Source organism: Mesorhizobium sp. B3-1-8 (genome assembly GCF_006439495.1).
Classification (GTDB): Bacteria; Pseudomonadota; Alphaproteobacteria; order Rhizobiales; family Rhizobiaceae; genus Mesorhizobium.
Genome location: NZ_VFTK01000015.1, coordinates 144,926 through 161,354, shown reverse-complemented (window position 1 = coordinate 161,354; position 16,429 = coordinate 144,926). Strand labels below are relative to the sequence as shown.

Annotated in this window: 21 protein-coding genes; 9 read left to right on the top strand and 12 right to left on the bottom strand. The window is 59.3% G+C overall.

The window, feature by feature from the left end; translation table 11 throughout:
* Window positions 1–490, top strand: a 490-nt coding sequence (locus FJ424_RS16210; RefSeq protein ID WP_210239419.1) for a hypothetical protein, incomplete at its 5' end; no start/stop codon positions are given.
* 34 nt (window positions 491–524) lie between these two features.
* Here the strand turns inward: FJ424_RS16210 and FJ424_RS16205 are convergent.
* Entirely contained in the window at window positions 525–971 is a 447-nt protein-coding gene (locus tag FJ424_RS16205) for a MucR family transcriptional regulator (protein ID WP_140653899.1), read from the bottom strand.
* 358 nt (window positions 972–1,329) lie between these two features.
* Here FJ424_RS16205 and FJ424_RS16200 point away from each other — a divergent pair, with 358 nt between their 5' ends.
* Window positions 1,330–1,587, top strand: coding sequence for a hypothetical protein (locus FJ424_RS16200; RefSeq protein ID WP_140653897.1), 258 nt, complete (start codon window positions 1,330–1,332; stop codon window positions 1,585–1,587).
* A gap of 98 nt (window positions 1,588–1,685) precedes the next feature.
* On the opposite strand, the gene FJ424_RS16195 is transcribed toward FJ424_RS16200, so the two are convergent.
* Window positions 1,686–1,916, bottom strand: coding sequence for a helix-turn-helix transcriptional regulator (locus tag FJ424_RS16195; RefSeq protein ID WP_140653895.1), 231 nt, complete (start codon window positions 1,914–1,916; stop codon window positions 1,686–1,688).
* 117 nt (window positions 1,917–2,033) lie between these two features.
* Between FJ424_RS16195 and FJ424_RS16190 the strand changes: the two genes are divergently transcribed.
* From FJ424_RS16190 to FJ424_RS16170, 5 genes are all read left to right on the top strand, one after another.
* Complete coding sequence (locus FJ424_RS16190) at window positions 2,034–2,660, top strand: DUF4339 domain-containing protein (protein WP_140653893.1); 627 nt, start codon at window positions 2,034–2,036, stop codon at window positions 2,658–2,660.
* A 51-nt stretch (window positions 2,661–2,711) separates the two neighbouring features.
* Window positions 2,712–3,134 carry a superinfection immunity protein gene (locus FJ424_RS16185; RefSeq protein WP_140653918.1) on the top strand — a complete coding sequence of 141 codons (423 nt, stop codon included), beginning with the start codon at window positions 2,712–2,714 and terminating at the stop codon, window positions 3,132–3,134.
* Window positions 3,135–3,183: 49 nt separating this feature from the next.
* A complete protein-coding gene (locus FJ424_RS16180) occupies window positions 3,184–3,630 on the top strand; it encodes a hypothetical protein (protein WP_140653892.1) in 447 nt (148 codons plus the stop codon).
* Between the two features lie 89 nt (window positions 3,631–3,719).
* Window positions 3,720–4,058, top strand: coding sequence for a hypothetical protein (locus tag FJ424_RS16175; protein WP_140653890.1), 339 nt, complete (start codon window positions 3,720–3,722; stop codon window positions 4,056–4,058).
* Between the two features lie 165 nt (window positions 4,059–4,223).
* Entirely contained in the window at window positions 4,224–4,799 is a 576-nt protein-coding gene (locus FJ424_RS16170; protein WP_140653888.1) for a hypothetical protein, read from the top strand.
* Window positions 4,800–5,216: 417 nt separating this feature from the next.
* Here FJ424_RS16170 and FJ424_RS16165 read toward each other — a convergent pair whose 3' ends face one another.
* The 10 genes from FJ424_RS16165 to FJ424_RS16120 form a co-directional block, all read right to left on the bottom strand.
* Window positions 5,217–5,729, bottom strand: coding sequence for a sigma factor-like helix-turn-helix DNA-binding protein (locus tag FJ424_RS16165; protein ID WP_246677263.1), 513 nt, complete (start codon window positions 5,727–5,729; stop codon window positions 5,217–5,219).
* 92 nt (window positions 5,730–5,821) lie between these two features.
* On the bottom strand, window positions 5,822–6,172 hold the full coding sequence (locus FJ424_RS16160) for a chorismate mutase (protein WP_140653884.1): 351 nt from the start codon (window positions 6,170–6,172) through the stop codon (window positions 5,822–5,824).
* A 72-nt stretch (window positions 6,173–6,244) separates the two neighbouring features.
* Window positions 6,245–7,315 carry a 2-dehydropantoate 2-reductase gene (locus FJ424_RS16155; RefSeq protein ID WP_140653882.1) on the bottom strand — a complete coding sequence of 357 codons (1,071 nt, stop codon included), beginning with the start codon at window positions 7,313–7,315 and terminating at the stop codon, window positions 6,245–6,247.
* Window positions 7,316–7,786: 471 nt separating this feature from the next.
* The gene (locus tag FJ424_RS34355; protein ID WP_140653880.1) at window positions 7,787–8,362 is read right to left on the bottom strand and encodes an FAD-dependent monooxygenase; all 576 of its coding nucleotides are present in this window, start codon (window positions 8,360–8,362) and stop codon (window positions 7,787–7,789) included.
* 49 nt (window positions 8,363–8,411) lie between these two features.
* Complete coding sequence (locus FJ424_RS16145) at window positions 8,412–9,149, bottom strand: FAD-dependent monooxygenase (protein ID WP_140653878.1); 738 nt, start codon at window positions 9,147–9,149, stop codon at window positions 8,412–8,414.
* Between the two features lie 80 nt (window positions 9,150–9,229).
* Window positions 9,230–10,798: a class I adenylate-forming enzyme family protein gene (locus FJ424_RS16140; protein WP_181182038.1), complete on the bottom strand. Its 1,569-nt coding sequence runs from the start codon at window positions 10,796–10,798 to the stop codon at window positions 9,230–9,232.
* A gap of 43 nt (window positions 10,799–10,841) precedes the next feature.
* On the bottom strand, window positions 10,842–11,504 hold the full coding sequence (locus tag FJ424_RS16135) for a CatB-related O-acetyltransferase (RefSeq protein ID WP_140653875.1): 663 nt from the start codon (window positions 11,502–11,504) through the stop codon (window positions 10,842–10,844).
* A gap of 176 nt (window positions 11,505–11,680) precedes the next feature.
* Complete coding sequence (locus FJ424_RS16130) at window positions 11,681–12,187, bottom strand: DUF3455 domain-containing protein (protein ID WP_140653873.1); 507 nt, start codon at window positions 12,185–12,187, stop codon at window positions 11,681–11,683.
* Window positions 12,188–12,358: 171 nt separating this feature from the next.
* Window positions 12,359–12,766: a BA14K family protein gene (locus tag FJ424_RS16125; RefSeq protein WP_140653871.1), complete on the bottom strand. Its 408-nt coding sequence runs from the start codon at window positions 12,764–12,766 to the stop codon at window positions 12,359–12,361.
* A gap of 111 nt (window positions 12,767–12,877) precedes the next feature.
* Window positions 12,878–13,891: a helix-turn-helix domain-containing protein gene (locus FJ424_RS16120; protein ID WP_181182037.1), complete on the bottom strand. Its 1,014-nt coding sequence runs from the start codon at window positions 13,889–13,891 to the stop codon at window positions 12,878–12,880.
* A 333-nt stretch (window positions 13,892–14,224) separates the two neighbouring features.
* Between FJ424_RS16120 and FJ424_RS16115 the strand changes: the two genes are divergently transcribed.
* Together FJ424_RS16115 and FJ424_RS16110 are read left to right on the top strand one after the other, a co-directional pair.
* The gene (locus FJ424_RS16115) at window positions 14,225–14,596 is read left to right on the top strand and encodes a DUF1127 domain-containing protein (protein WP_210239417.1); all 372 of its coding nucleotides are present in this window, start codon (window positions 14,225–14,227) and stop codon (window positions 14,594–14,596) included.
* Window positions 14,597–14,721: 125 nt separating this feature from the next.
* Window positions 14,722–16,353 carry a GMC family oxidoreductase gene (locus FJ424_RS16110; RefSeq protein ID WP_210239416.1) on the top strand — a complete coding sequence of 544 codons (1,632 nt, stop codon included), beginning with the start codon at window positions 14,722–14,724 and terminating at the stop codon, window positions 16,351–16,353.
* Window positions 16,354–16,429: the final 76 nt, after the last annotated feature.

Sequence of the window (16,429 nt, the reverse complement as noted above, 5' to 3'; positions counted from 1 at the left end):
CTCCGATCCCACTACAGGATCGGCAACCTCACAGATCGCGATCACTCCCGAAAGGTGGCCCCAAAACACCGCTTACCCAGAAGGGAAAGTGGGCTTCTTCTGGATCGTCGTCGATCGCAATTGCCGCGATGCCATCTTGGCCGACGCCATAGGACTTGCCGATGCAGAACACTATGGCGAGCTGCTCACCCATCCGGGTGGACACTTCGATTATTGGGAGACGATGAAGCAGCGCGGCCCGGCCTGGTTGCGCGGCAAAAAGCTGAGCGCTCAGCTGCTCCAAACTGAATATGAGGACTGGCCGCGCGGTCGAGTGGTTTTTTCGCCCAACGAGGCATGCTTTTTCGTCTATGCCGATGCAAGGATCAAGACTAGAGCGCGAATAGCGCTAGTACGGGCAGCGTTTCAGATTTCTGATGTCAACCTTATGATAAGGGAAGACAGTCATTACCGGCCTCTTTCGCCCTCGATCATGCTATGCGATGACTGAGACCTGCCCCTGTCCGCAGCCGCGATCCTCCACGTTAGGATTTGGCTTTGCGCCTCAAAGGCTGTTTTTTGGCCGGCACGGGCGCTGCCTTCCTTCCTAAGCCGAAGGATTTTGCCATCGCAGCGCGCGTAGCAGAGTAACTTGGCGCGACCATTGGATAGTCCTTTGGCAACCCCCATTTCTCGCGATATTCCTCTGCTGACAGATTGTGAGCTGTGCGCAGGTGACGTTTCAAGGCTTTGTATTTTCTGCCATCCTCGAGGCTGATTATGTAGTCCGGAAACACGGAGCGCTTTGGATTGACCGCCGGCTTCTGCGGTTCCTTCTGCGCTGGGGCCGGATTGTTTACCTGTGACAAGGCCGAATTCACACTCGCAATAAGATCCGGCAGCCCGGCGACAGGAACGGCATTCCTCTGCACGTAGGCAGCAACAATATCCGTCGTCAGTTCAATCAGACTTATTTGATTTTGATCCACCACTGTTCAGTTCCCTCGGCCCCGCGATTTGGGCAATTGATATCGGCGTTAATGGACACGAGAGTCCAATAGGAGGTTGAAAAATTCTCGTCAATGCGGACCATCGGCCACAACGCTCAAAATGAGATACTAAAGCTGGTGATCGAACGGCTGCTACAAAGCCTAGCCAACGGTTCATTCGAGCTGGTTGCCGCAAAAACCTCAGCTAAGTCTCAGCAGGTCATTAGTCTATTCTCTGTCCATCGTTAAGGTAATTGTTCCGACTAGTGCCAACAATATGCAGAGATATAGATAACGTCGCGAATCGACTGGACTTCCGCCAAAAAGCAAGCATTGGTTTGGTGGCTAGGCGAGGTCAGCAATGCGGAAAACACGGGGTGCAGTATCGAACGAAACAACGATCGACGCGCTTCGCCAGCATTTATTCGACATCGAGCCGGAGCTCGGAATGCTGGAAGGTGTCGTGGCAATACTCCAGTCACTTAGCACTACAGCGGATCATATTGAACCCCTCGCCCTAGCGCCGCTTGCCCATTTGAGCGCGGAGGCCTTGGAAAAGGTTTGGGCATCGTGGCGGCAGGCCATGGCTGCCTGCTCCAAAAAGGCACGGGCGCAATGAACGTGCGAGATCAAGGACACAACCGCAAAGCAAGAATCCTACTTAGCGGTGTTGGTGCCGGCTGCGTGCGCGAACTCGGCCAAGGACGTCAGTGTTTGTCACTCGTCGCCGGACGAATCCTGGTCCTTCCGCAGCAAATCGGCTGGATCAATCTCCAGCACCCTGGCGATCTTCTCGATCGCGCTCAGGCTCGCGTAATACCGGCCGCGCTCGAGCAGGCTGATATAGGTCCTGTGCAGCTTAGCCTCATGGGCAAGGTGCTCCTGGGAAAGATCCTTCGCCTCCCGTGCGGCTCGAAGATTGCGAGCAAAACGCTGCCGTATGTCCATCGGACGCACCACAGCCGCTTGCAGCGCATACTCGCCACAGAGTATACTCTACAATCCCACCCTACGCCGCATCTCAGCGGCAAATCCAACGCATTTTGAAGCCAACTCGGAGGAAGCATGACTGACTGGTATTATGAAGAGAACGGAACGCAGCGCGGGCCGGTTAAGGAGACGGACCTCGCCACGATGTTCGCGAACCGGTTCTTGCCGATAGAGGCCAGAGTTTGGTCGGCGGATCTCGGATCAGAATGGACGCCGGCTAGCCAGACCAAATTTAGGGACAGCGCTTCTGCCACGCCTCCGCCTTTGCCGCCTTCATCTGACGTGCAGCAGGGCCAAGCGGCTGCGACAGTGCTATCGCCTTTCGTGGGCCAGCGCCCGACGCCGAAGCTCGGCACATATTATGCCGAGATGCTGGCCTACTCACCTCTTGCCATTCTGTTGATCGATGTCACTGCCAAGGCGGCCAAAGTCGATCCGAACGCCAGCGACTTCAGCAACGCTTCTCAACTCTGGTTGACCTTGGCCACCATCGCCGTGTGCCTTCTCGATGTGAGGCAGCTCAATCGGAGGGGCCTCAATCCAGGCAAGCGCTGGATCGCCCCCTTCCTGCTGCTTACGCCGATAGGATATTTTTGGCGACGGGCCGCAATCCTCGGCGGCGGCTGGCGTTATCTTTGGATCTGGCTCGGCTGCATGCTGGCGCTCCTCATCGGCGAGGTCGCCTTCGTCATCGACGTATGAGACCTGTCAACCGCGAACCATCGATCCGATCCACCGAACAGAACCGCTGACATGTCAGATCCACAATCCGAATTCCTGACGGTGTTGCTTATCGCAACGATTATTTTCTTGATCCCGAGTATCATTGCCTTCCTGCGGCGCCATCCCAACCGCTGGATGATCTTCCTCCTTAACACCTTTCTCGGCGCCACTGGCATCGTCTGGTTCGGCTGTCTGATCTGGGCATGCAAGGCCATTCACATCACAGCTAACCCGAAAGGAACCAATGGCGGCGAATCCGGCCTCAACTTGGCCGCCAACGACATTCGGCGGGTTCGGTTGGAGAATGCCCCGGCGCCGCGGCCACTTGCGTCGCGGCCTCCAGGCGAGGACATGCTCAATCGGCTGGAGCGCCTCAAAAAGCTGCGCGACGACGGCGCCATCGACGCCGAGCAATTTCAACGAATGCGAGATGGGATTGTCGGGACGGGTTGATCCCGCTCCGACAGTCTTCAAGCGACGAGATTTGAAAAGGCATGATCGTATGCGCGTACTTTCAACCGTCTTAGCATTCGTACTGCTCGCCAGCGAGGCGTTCGCCTTTGGCAACGATGATCACTGGGTCTCGGGGTCTGGACAGGGCTTTGACGAGGCAATCATCACCCACGGCCCGGGCAACGAGATTCTGGTGACATGCAATCGCGGGGCCACCGATCCAGGCGGCACCGGAATCACGATCAAAATCGGCGGTCGAGAAATCAACGGGCCGCTCACCATGCTCTTTGACGGATCCAAATCGGTCAGCCCATACACCGGCGTTATCACCACTGACAATCGAGCCGGTATCTCCTGGTATCAAGAGGTTATGAAGCAGCTGGTTAGCTCTCGATCCGTAATGGTTGTCATTCCCAGCATAGCGCCGGTCAGATTCAGCCTAAGGGGGGCGAAGAAGGCCATCGGCACCCCTTGCGCGCCTGACCTTTGGAGGTAGGCGCCCAAGTAATAACTGACCGCCCTTCGAAAAACCAGCCAGCACCAGCCCAGGTGAGCAGTCGTCACGTACCGAGACGGAAAAGCGATATGAAACCAATCTACGGACTGATTTTCACGATTGTTTTCGCTACCGCAGCTTTCGCTGGCAACAAACATCCGGTGTTGGCTGGAGGAGAATTGAAGTTCGTTGCGGACTACTGCCACTTCAGGCTGACGCCAGCAGGAAAAGCCTTCCTTGCAAAGTCGCGCGAAAGGGATCCTGGCCTCTTCGATGCGCAGTACGCCAGCGAAGAAAAAGGCCTCACATTCGACGACAACAACAACGTTATTGATGGGCTCGACTGTGAAAACGGGTACGGCAAGTTCCTGAAAGGAGGCTCCTGGTATCTCGGCTTCCAACCATTTTTCGAACTACCGCCAGAATGATTTGAGGCATGAAGCAATGGGAACCAAGCGCCCTGCTTGGGACAGTTACGGGCCGCATCTGCCTGGTTAAGTCGTCCGAGTGAAGGAGGTGATCCCGCTCGAACGGCGCCTTGCAGTTCCCACAGCGCGACAACCGAGCCACGTCCCAATGGAGCTATAGGCTGAATGAGAAAGACCAATTTCGAAACAGCATCCTTCAATGAGAGCAGCCTGTCACGTGTGTGGCATCACACGCACAACAGTAACATCGGGCTCATTACCGCATTCCAAAAAGCTGCAGCAACCCAGGAAAACCCAGAACGTAACAGCGAGCTCGCTGCGGCCATACGCGGCCGTTTTGGCTATATCAAAGTGCGTGGTCGGCTCGTTGCGGAGAACGGTGTAGACACGGGAAAAAGCATTGATGATGAGAGTTTCCTCCTTGTCGGCAACAGCGACGACAGCGGCAACATGCTCGGCTTCCTGCGACAGCAAGGCCAGCGATTCGAGCAGAACTGTGTTCTGTACAAACCGCACAACAATGAGAATGCATATATATTAGGCACTCGCGAGGGCGGGTTTCCGCGGCTCAGACAGAAGCACAAGGCTGGCCTCTGGCATCCGAACAGAATGGCAGAGTACTACCCACTGTTGTTCGGCGCTGAGACCGTCGAGGGTGGTGACAAGGTGGCATGCCACTACGCCGAATTCAGGTTCTACAGGCCCCTCAGTTTCTTTTCCCGCGTTGAGGCGGAATTCTGATGTTTCTGCCATAGGACAGTCGGTCGCTATGAGCATCGAAAGGGACGTGTTCTGAGACAATAGACGAGGCACGCACCTCGCGACGTTTGCCTTTCGAAACAGCTGTCTCCGAATCTGAAATGGGGCCGGGAGGTGACGGTCTGGTTTCGAGTTCGGACGTGGCGATAGCTGCCAATCGCCGGACGTTTGCTCGAATGGCCGGTCTGGGTAATTCGAGCACACTATATGCTCTTCGCCACGTTGGGACCTAACCAGCCTTTAGGCCAGTTCCCCGGGAGGTGTGCCGGCCGGCAATGCGATCGGAGGTTCAATCCCGCCACTGCAACGAGAAATAGGGCAGTCACGTGGCCTTGAGATTGCGTCCGGATGCATCCATGTCTCGGGTGCGCGAAACATGAAGCGGACGCGATTGCCTGGTCATTTTTCGACGTCCGTCACTCTATCAGCGAACCGCAAAGCAAGGATCGACCGCAACTCTTCTCTGCCTCTGGCCACCTGCGACACCAGTAGGTCCGCAGGGATTTCAAGAGCGCTCGCGGCATCGGAGTAGGAAAGACCTTCGACCGCGACAAGCACAAGCGCTGCGCGTCGTTCGGGCGCGAGTTGCTGAAGTGCTGAATGCATTTCCGCCGAAGCGACCCTGTCGATCTGCGACGGCTGGGCGATCACATCTACGATCTCCGGCGTCGTCTTCGCCACTTGCGCGTTGCGTTTGCCGCATCGCGACTGGTCCAGGAACCGATGATAGATGATGGTGAACAGCCGGTGGGGTGAAGATCTACCAAACGCGCTCTTCCCCATCCTTGAGCGGGCTTGTTCGAGGCTGTTGTGCACGAGATCGTCGGCGGCACCGCAGTCTTGCAAGAGCGCGCGCGCATACCGGCGCAGTCGTGGAATGTCCTCTGTGATCTCTCGCCCGTGACCGCTCAAGCTCTGATTTCGTCGATCGAGTGGCAGCGCTGAGCTTATGGGTCTATGCATGTCGTTTATCCAACCGCCGCCGCCCTTGGACAATCTAGCCCTCAGGCGGTTTTGTTTAGGCCACTCGGGGCATTTTTTGTATCGCCGTTCGAAGCGGCAATCTGTTCGTGGTGGCGGATCACTTCGCAGATGACGAAGTTCAGGAACTTTTCCGCGAAGTCAGAATCGAGATTTGCGTCCTTTGCCAATTCGCGCAGACGGGCAACCTGCTGCCGTTCACGCGCGGGATCAGCTGGCGGCAGCCCATGCGTCGCCTTCAGCACGCCGACCGCTTTCGTGCAGCGGAAGCGCTCAGCCAGCATATGGACGAGCGCGGCGTCGATGTTGTCGATCGAGGCGCGACAGTCTGCCAGAACGACGCGCGCATCGGCGCTGTCCTTTTCCTTGATCATCGTGTGCTCACTTTCAGCGTCCGTTGATTGTCTATTAGCTATGCCGTCGCGTTAGCCGTCCACACCGGCATATCAACGGGAACTCGTCCCGATGCTGATTTGGGGCGGACGATGTCGCACCCGAGTGAGCAGATCAGCTTCTCGCCCGGAATCGTTCTCGAACAGGCCCAAGCTGTTTGCCCGCAAGCGGGCAAGGCCTAGCACGCTGTCGATGAACGGCGTCGGCACCCCTACGACCAGGCCGATGTCGTGAATGACTGTCAGCAACGTATCGATCTCGACCGGCTTGCGAAGTTCGACATCCTGCAACATCGACATCTTGAACGCGCCGAGCGTCCGGATCTTTTCAATCATCATCGAGACGGGTGGATTGTCCGACACGCCGATCGCGGTGCCTATTTGTGCCGCCTCTTCCATCATCGAGACACAAAGCCGGTGAAGCAGCGGATCGCCGATGATACGATCGGATGTCGCTGTGGTCAGCAGGCTGATGGGATTCATGCTGAGGTTCGCCCAAAGCTTGAGCCAGATCTCACGCCGGATATCGAGGCTCTCCCGGCAATCGAAGCCGGCATCGCAGAGCCAGTCGGCAAGGCGTCTCAACCGAGGTGTCAGCCTGTTGTCCGGCTCACCGACAAAGAGCCGGCGGCCGCTTTGATGACGGACAATGCCGGGCTCATCGACGGAGGCCGCAACATACACCGCACAGCCGATCACGCTGGTTGCGGGGATGGCCTGGGCGATCATGCCACCTGGATCGATTGCCTCGAATTGATATCCGGCAAGGGCGCCGTTGGCGTTAAGGAAAAACCACCAGGGCAGACCGTTCATCGCCGTGACCACGGCCGTTTCAGATCCAAGCAATGGACCGATGCGCCGCGCAATATCCGGCATTGAAGGTGCCTTCGCCGCAACGATCACATAGTCTTGCACGCCAAGCTCTGACGGATCATCGCTGACCCGAACGGATGTCCGTAACACTTCGCCGTCGATCTTAAGCTGGAGCCCCCTGCCCTTAAGAGCTGCGAGGGTCTGACCTCGTGCCACCATGCTTACCCTGGCGCCACAGCGCGCGAGAAGAGCGGCCATCGTCCCGCCTATGGCGCCGGCGCCGAAAATGCAGATTTTGGGTGAAGCGGGCATAAGATGTATCTCGCCTGTTGTCATTTGGGTGCTGCAAACGAGGCTAGATCGCCGGCGGATGAGCGTCATGAGCCTGCCGCGCACCTTCACAGGTATGAGCGCGCACTGCTTGCCGGGCCGCCGCTCGCTTTCGGAACTCGTGTGGGATATCGAGCCAGCCAAGCACGAGCCTTCCAGCGTTCCGCATTCTCGTCAGCCGCTTCTTTCAGGCCGGCAAAGCCCCCTTGGCATATGGTGACGCGCGTGCCCGTTGAGACAGGTTCCAGAAGAAATGCAATTGTCGTTTCCGCCGGCCGAGCGATGGATGATCCCATTCGCTCTTTCGCGTCAGTACCATCCTGCGTGGCGCTTCAATCTCGATGAATTCTGTCGTGGCAGAGGTTAGGTCGCCAAATGACGAAGGTCATGTGCGGTGTGCGTACAATCGCTGGTACCGGCACGCACTAACCCGCCGAGGCGAGCACATGCTTGTCAGGCAGTGCTGCGCAACTGATCGGCCGCATAACCAGCAATCTGCGCATATCCGTGCACGATCGCTTTGCGCTCCTCAAAGGGAGCGACTTCCTCGATATCGGCATTGGATCCCGAAAGCCGCGACACAACAAAATCGATCACGCGTTCCGGACCACCCTGGCGATTGCTCATGACGACAGAGTTAGCCTTGTCGCGCCGCTCCTGCTCGTACGCAACGAGTGCCCCGGCCACGTCGCCATTGGCTCTTACAAGCTGCACGGCGAGCGATTTCGCATCGAGGATCGCTTGCGCCGCACCGCTACCGCCATAGGGATACATCGGATGGGCGGCGTCGCCCATCAGCGTCACGCGACCAAAGCTCCATCGAGACAAGGGATTGCGATCGCACATGGCATATTCCCAGATATTCTCCGTGGCCGAGGCGAGCGCGTGGACGTCGAGATCGGGGACGATGAAGGTCTCAAGCATTTTTAGGCAGCGCGCGCGATCAGCCCGGCCTTGCCATTCTTGACGCCGATTCAATGGGCTGCCGTCTTCCGCCGCTCGATGAACCAAAACCCAGCTTGTAAGCAATGTGCCATCCGTCTCGCCGGCAGCTATCGGACACAGCACAAGGCGTGAGTCATTCGATCCCGCTATCACTGCCGTCGCCGAATTTTGACCAGTTCGCCGTGCCGCGCCACATCAGGCGCCCGCTCCAGCGTGGCATGCCCTCGTCGGGAAACAGGATTCGGCGAAGCTGGGAATGGATGCCGTCACCACCGATCAGAACATCGCCTTTCACGGCGAACCGTTCACCCGATGCGGAAACAAATTGCGCTTGGACTTGGCCATCCGTTTCGTACCAGGACGCAAAGGTGCGATCGACATGAACGCGACCGGGGGCTCGTGCTTCGAAGGCGTCATGAAGCAGGCGCTGCAGTCGGCCGCAGTGGATCGAGATTTGCGGATACGGCAGGCCCGCGCGCCGTCCGCGCGGCTCGTCCCACACAGTAAGTCCCTGAGCCGTGCGATAGAAGAGGTGGTCTGGTGCAATGCCAGACTGCTCCAGCACCGCAAGCAGGCCGATCTCATCGAAAGATGCGATTGCCTGAGGCATCAAATTGATGCCCACACCCAATTCCTGGATCGCCGCCGCCTGCTCGAACACCTCGCAGCCGATGCCGTGCTTGTTCAGAAAAAGCGCGGTGGTTAATCCTCCAATACCCGCACCGATGATGATCGCCTTCAAGGGATGTGGACGGGGCTCCTCATGTGAAGACGTGCGGGTGACAACGCGTTTTCCTGGCGTAACCTCTGTCCGCTCATCCTCACGCTCATGACCGTTCGAAAGTTCATTGACGGTTTTTTCGGGGTTCATCGTGCTTGCCTTCCTGTTTGCCGCGACGACCAGCCTTCCGAAGACGGCATCGAAATTGTGTGATCAACAATTTTCGGGAGTCAGTTCGACGCGGCCACGAGACTGTGCTGGCATTCATCCCTGCCCCCGAGACCTTGGCCTGCATCAGCCGTCAGTGCCAGCAATGCCTTCCGATCGGTCTTGCCAAGGCCATTGCGCGGAATCGACGGGACCACCTGCAGGCGCTCCGGCATCTTGTAGTCCGCGAGCTGTGTGCTCGCCGCGTCGAGGATGTCATTCTCGATTCCCGGGCGGAAGTCGTGCTCCAATTGCACGAAGCCGACGACGCGTTGTCCAAGAATATCGTCTGGAATTCCGGCGACGGCGGCGTCCCGGACCGCGGGGTGGCTGGCCAGCACAGCCTCGACCTCGACCGGTGAAATGTTTGATCCGCCGCGGACAATGATGTCTTTCTTTCGACCCATGAACCACAGATTGCCCTCTTCATCCTGGCGCATCAGATCGCCGGTCTGATACCAGCCTTCATTCGGCGCACCTTCGATCGCGTCCGGACCATTCCAATAGCCAACGCTGACATTGGGTCCGCGCAGCAGCACTTCACCAACTTCGCCCCGCGGCCCGGTTGCCCCGGCATCATCGACCAGGCGCACTTGAGCGCCCGGAGCAATTCGGCTGATCGGCCCCGGCTGCAGCCCGTAGGTAAGGGTGCCAACCGCCTCACTTGCTCCCCAAATCGAATAAAGCGGCAGGCCGAACTCGACATCGAACTCCAGCTGCAACTGCGGTCGACAAACGTCGCCGGCGGATGCACAGAAACGCAAGGTTTCGACATTCCGCCTGCGCAGCCGCTGAGCTTCCAGCGTAGCTGTCCACATGAACGTCAGTCCGAGCATCCAACCGCATCGGTACTGCTCGATGGCATCCAACACTGCGTCAGGATCGAAACGCTCGAACAACACCATTTGAGCGCCGTGATGCATGCATCCGATGAAGGAGAAAAGCCCGCCGGCATGTACCATGGGACAGGCAATGATCGCGGTACGGCTGCCGTCGACCCCGACATACTTGGTATTCTCGGCAGTTGCCGCCAGCGTCGAGAGGGTATGGATGACGAATTTGGGGATGCCGGTCGTCCCTGAAGTCGCGAGCAGCAGAGCAGGCGCGTCAATGTCGGAAGACACTGGAATTGACACCGGAACGTCCCAGAACAGATCCATCCGCAGCTCTGCCCATTGATGTACGCCGCCATCGTCACCTCGGCTGTCGGTGATAAAACACCGCTCCGGCGGGACTATTGATGAACTCAGAGTCCGAACCTCGCCGTAGAGATCGGCGTGCCCGACATAAAGTGTCGGCTGCAAACGCTGCAGCATGGCGTTGAGCTCGGGAGCCTTGAACCTGTTGTTCAGCGGAGCGGCGATGGCTCCAAGGTGAAAGCAGGCATAAACCGCCACGGCCAATTCGGGACAATTCGGCAGATGGAGCGCAACGCGATCACCCTTCTGAACGCCGCGTGCAGCCAACCCGTGCGCCACGCGACGCACTTCTCCCGCAAACCGGCCCAAGGTCCATTGGTCGCCGGCGGCGATGAACGCCGTGTCGTTTTGATTTCTTGCAGCTCGATCATACAATGTCTGGATCAGTGTCATAAACATCTCCTGTGATACGCGAACGCAGGTTTGTGCCTCAGCGCTATGCGATGAGGCCGGCGCGGTCGGCCACGTGTTCGAGCTCGACCGGCGTGCCGGCCCAGATCGTGCGGACGTGCTCGGTGATCAGCTCGATCGGCCAGTTCCACCACGCGATCCGCAGCAGCCGCTCGATGTCGTCGTCGGAGTAGCGACGGCGGATCAGCCGTGCGGGGTTGCCTCCAACCGTCGCGTATGGCGGCACATCGGAGGCGACGACCGCCCCGGCGCCGATGATCGCCCCATCACCGACGGTCACGCCGGGCATGATCACCGCGTCGCGCCCGATCCAGACGTCGTTGCCGATCACCGTGTCGCCGCGGCTCGCGATCCTGGGCAGCAGGTCGGCGGTGAGTTCGAGCCAGTCGCCCCCGAAGACGAAGAAAGGGTACGTGGTCGAACCGAGGATCGGGTGGTTGGCCGCCGACAGCAGAAAGCGGGCGCCGCTCGCAATCGCACAGAAGCGTCCGATGATCAGCCGCTCTGGCCCCGCCGTGTAGAGCACGTTGCGGATCTCGAACGCGGTCGCGTCATCGGCGTGATTGTAGTAGGTGTACTCGCCGACCTCGATCTTCGGCGAGGTGACGAGGGGCTTCAGGAACACCGTGTTGCGCTCCTGGCCGTCGATCATACCTGGGATGACGATGTGGGTGGGATCAGGCGGCATTTTGTTGCTCCTTTTGTCGACGGTGATCGGGTGCTGTAGCGTCGCCGCAACTGCGCGAGCTTCGCGCCCGTCAGGTTGGATGTCGTGAGCCGGTGGCGCACATTCGCCGGTATTGACACGCACCACCCGAACGCTACCAGGATCAAAGTCTGTTAGACGGACACTTGGGCGCCGGGTTACTTGTAAAAAATATAGTCGGCTGTGTAGTCGACGCGCTGCTCTGTTCCGACGGTCCGACATGCGCCGGTCGGCCCGGCTCCGCCAGAGGTGTTGACCCGTTGGACAAAACGCACGCCGGCAAATGTCCCCGAGGCTGGGGATTGGGTCGACAACAGCAGCCAGGCAACTGCGCCCGCTTTCGGAGCGGTTTCGCTTGCCAATACCTTGCCGGCGATCTTCGAGCCGTCGTTGGCTTCCCAGGTCGGACCGGCATAATGCTTGGCGAACGGCTTGCCATGTGCATCGACAAGTTCGGCCTCAGGAGATTTGAAGGCCCATTCGTTTGCGGATCCGTCGTGGCTGCAGACATATATCTGAACGCCCTTGGCCGCATATTTGCCGACCAGTGTGCTTCCCTGTGGAGGCTCGAGCTTGGCGGGAATGCCTTGAGCGACCGCTGAAACCGTTAAGAGCACAAGAACAGCAACAGTGCGGCCGAGAATGGACTCGATAACCGTCGGCATGGGAAGCCTACTTTCTTGAAGGATCGCTTTTCAATATGCAGCGGATTCTCGTGGTTGGCGGTGCCCGGCACGATTGCGTCGCCTTCTTTGCCATCACGTCCATAGGCCTTTCGCGCTCCAATCCGGCCCTGCGTTTTGCAGAGACCGGATCGAAGGGACTGAGCGAGTGGATCACGAGCAGGCGTGACGGATTCCATGCCGCCCAAGATATGTACCGGTGGCAGGGTCAAAGGAACGATACAGCCTCTCGCAGTAGGCGGAGGTGCTGTCGTCATACGCCTGGTAGCTGCCCGGCCCCCAGAACGGGCCAAACCCAAAAAAGGCGTCTGAGCCGTCATGTCCGCGGAAATCATGCAAGTGGCGCCTGTGGCCGGAGCCATAGTGGCCAGCCATGCCCCTGCCGTGATTGGCGCCATTGCTCATGAAAATTGAAGGGGCGCTACCGCCACGCTCGCCACCATGACCCATGCCGCCATGCTCGCCACCCATGCCGCCGCGAGCCATCGACGCCGTCGCCGAGCCGATGGCCAGCACCGAGCCCAATGCGATTGCCGCAAAGATTGCTGTTGAGTTTCTCATAACATACTCCTTCGAGGTTGAAGCCTCCCGACCGGTCTCCTCCCGGTCCTGGGCGCGCCTCCGCGGACGGACGGTCCCATCCTCCGCGCTGGATCACATGAATGAGGGAAGTTAGATCGCTGCAGGCTGGACGTCGTGAGTTGACGACGCACTTTCGCCAGTCCGCTCGCGCACTAATTGATCGAGTTCTTCTGAATGGGCGCCTGGCGCTTGACCGAACCGATGACGAAACCTCCGGGCGAAATGTGCATAGTCGCGAAAGCCGCTGGCGTAGGCGATTTCGGCGAGAGGCTGGTTCGTTCCCAGCGAGGCCCGGCGTTGCACAAGACGCGCGGCATGATCCAGGCGAAGCGAGAATACGAATTCACTGCAGGTCGAGCCACGCTCGGTGAAGAGCTTCTGAAGATAGCGCAGCGATATCCCCGCTTCCGCCGCCACTTCGTTGGGACCGAAATCCGGATCGGCAAACCCTTCCTTGACAATGCCACAGATGCGCCGGAACAGCGTGTCCGAATGTCGTGAACCGAGGGAGGGGTCGGGCGGCGCAAATAGCGCGCCGACGAGATCATAAACGGCCAGTTTCATGTAGGAATCGGCCGGCGACAAGGTCGATGCCTCGACGTCATCGGCCGCCCGAATGAGATTGAAGAGCAGGCGCCCGGCAGGCGTTCCGCCGGGCCGGTAAAGCCCGCCCTGTGGCTCGAATCCAAGGTGGGACACAAGCGACTGGCGTGGCAAGCTGAGAGCGACAGTATTCCATGGTTCGCCGTTGTCGGTGCTGTATGCTACAGGCCGAGACGCATCGACGAGCGCAACATCGCCTGCAGCGAGCCGCACGGCTTGATCGTTGTGGACCATCGCCAACTGGCCACAGGGAGCAAAGAGTGCGAAATAGTGGTCTGCGCCATCGCGCCGAACATCTTGATTGGTTCGTTCGACCCGTGGAGCATTGGAGCCAATATCTAATGCCGTAATGCCGCGGACGCTGACGGGTCGCACCCAACCCGAGAAATGATCGGGTGCGATACCTTCCGAGTAGTATCGCCCACATCCAGTGCGAAGCGTATCTCTCCATTCCTCGAAATCCGATTGCAGCGTTCCGGAAAGATCGTCACTTTGAAACATGATCGGCTCCACTAGGCGGCTCTCTGCTTCGAAACGCCTTAGGTAAGGCCCTTCTGCCATCCGAGTCGGCGAAATGTCGGAGACGTGATGAATTGTGACCCGAGGCTCCAAGTCTCGGCCGTCGCGAATGTCGCCTGCCTCACGGGTATGCTCGAGGCAATCGCGTTCAGCGAAAAACCCACACGCAGGCATTGCCGGACGCATTTGACAGGGCCGTGTCGGCAATAAGGTGCGCGCCGGTACCGACTTCTGTGCGCTTCACGCCCACGACATTTACCCGCCACCACCTTACGCCTCGCTCCCTCAATTCAACAGCGTTGAAAGGGAAAACACATGGCCGACGACAAGATCCTGAATGTCGAAGTTCTGAATTTTTCAAAGCCAGCCGTCCGGCGCATTGCCCCGCCGCCTTACAGGGATGATGGACGTCGAATGCTTGACGGAAACGTGCAGCCTAAGGCGGGTCACACCGGTTCGACGGCTGCCGATTTTCCCTCCCGCGGCACGGGTCTGGTGAAATCCGCCAAGAATTTGATGGCTTGGCTCAGGCATCGGCGTCGGGTTCGTCGCGACATCATTAACCTGATGCAATTGGACGACCGCCTGCTCGCGGACATCGGCCTAAGTCGCGGAGAGGTCCTTTACGCAGCCGTTCAGCACGGCCGCCTGCCGGAGCGCAGCAACCGGGCCCGCCTGACTAAATAGTGCGCTGTCGGACCGCTCATCATCATTCGGATCTCGGTCCGACCGGGACGACGGCGAAGCTCACCGCTTCCCATCCTCAAGAATATCCCCACACACGGAGATCCAGCATGACATCGGGAAGAGACATGAAAACCTCTGAGCTCGATGCTCGCATCCACGCCAACCAGCGCCAACTCAGGACCGATATCCGACCTTCCTACGATTTCATCGTCTGCGGATCCGGCTCATCCGGCTCGGTGGTAGCGCGCCGCCTGGCTGAGACCGGCGACGCCTCCGTGCTGTTGCTGGAAGCCGGCGGGACCGACGACGTGCAAAGCGTCTGGGACCCAGGACAATGGCCGGCCAATCTCGGCACGAGGCGTGACTGGGGTTTTGAAGCCTTGCCCAACCCTTCGCTCAACGGCCGCCGGCTGCCGCTCTCCATGGGCAAGGTGCTGGGCGGCGGCTCGAGCATCAACGTCACCAACTGGGCGCGCGGGCACCGGAACGACTGGGATTATTTCGCTGAAGAAGCCGGCGATCCGGGTTGGGGCTATGATGCCGTTCTCGGCATTTTTCGGGGCATCGAGGACTGGCAAGGGACACCGGACCCGCTGCGGCGCGGAAAGGGCGGTCTCGTTTATGTTGAGCCGGCGCGCGATCCGCATCCTGTGGCGCCGGCCGTGGTGGACGCCGCCCGATCCGTCGGCATTCCGACCTTCGACGATCACAACGGCCAGATGATGGAAGGCAACGGCGGTGCCGCCTTGTTCAATCTGCGCATCCGCGACGGCCGGCGTCAATCGGTCTTTCGCACCTATACCTATCCTTATATGGATCGGCCGAACCTGACCGTCCTCACCGGCGCCCTGGTGACGCGCGTCATCCTGGAGGGTAAAAGCGCCGTCGGGGTGACGTTTGTCCACAAGGGTGTTATCCATCGGATCAAGGCACGCTGCGAGACAGTTCTTTCGCTCGGCGCCATCAATACGCCCAAGGTGCTGATGCAATCAGGCATTGGCGATGAGCGCCAGCTGAGCGCGGCCGGCATCGAGGTTGTGCAGCATCTCCCGGGCGTGGGGCGCAATTTTCAGGACCACATCGCGGTTCCCTGCGTCTTCGAATATCGGACGCCGCTGCCTCTTCACAACAGCGGCGGAGAGACGACCTTTTTCTGGAAAAGCGATCCCTCGCTCGCCACCCCGGATCTGCAGGGGCTCGTAGGAGAGTTTCCGTTCTCGACTCCGGAAGTCGCCCATTTCGCGCCGCCTCCAGGCTCCTGGACGCTGCTGGCCAGCCTGGCACGCCCTGGCAGCCGCGGCAGATTGCGGATCACCGGGCCAAAGCCGTCCGATTCCATCGAGATCGCAGCCGACACGCTTTCCGATCCCGCCGACATGAAGGCGTTGCTCCGTGGGGTCGAGCTATGCCGCGAGATCGGCAACTCGTTGGCCATGAGGCCGTTCGTGAAGCGCGAGGTCATGCCCGGCAATCTGACGGGAAGCGCGCTCGAAAGCTTTGCTCGAGATGCCGCCTCGACGGTCCATCACCAGACCTGCACGGCGAAGATGGGGCGCGATGAGATGTCCGTCGTGGACGGTCGTCTCAAGGTCTATGGCATCGACAATCTGCGCATCGCCGACGGCTCGATCCTGCCGCGAGTGACCACTGGCAACACCATGGCGCCCTGCGTGATCATCGGCGAGAAGGCCGCGTCGTTCATCAAGAGCGCAGCGAAACTCGGGGAAGAGAACGGGGCACGCCAAATCCCGACTTAGGGCTTTCCGCGCAAGGAAGGCTCCTGAGATAAGGCGTCGTGAGCCCACGACGCCTGATCTTGATTCCCTGCGCCCC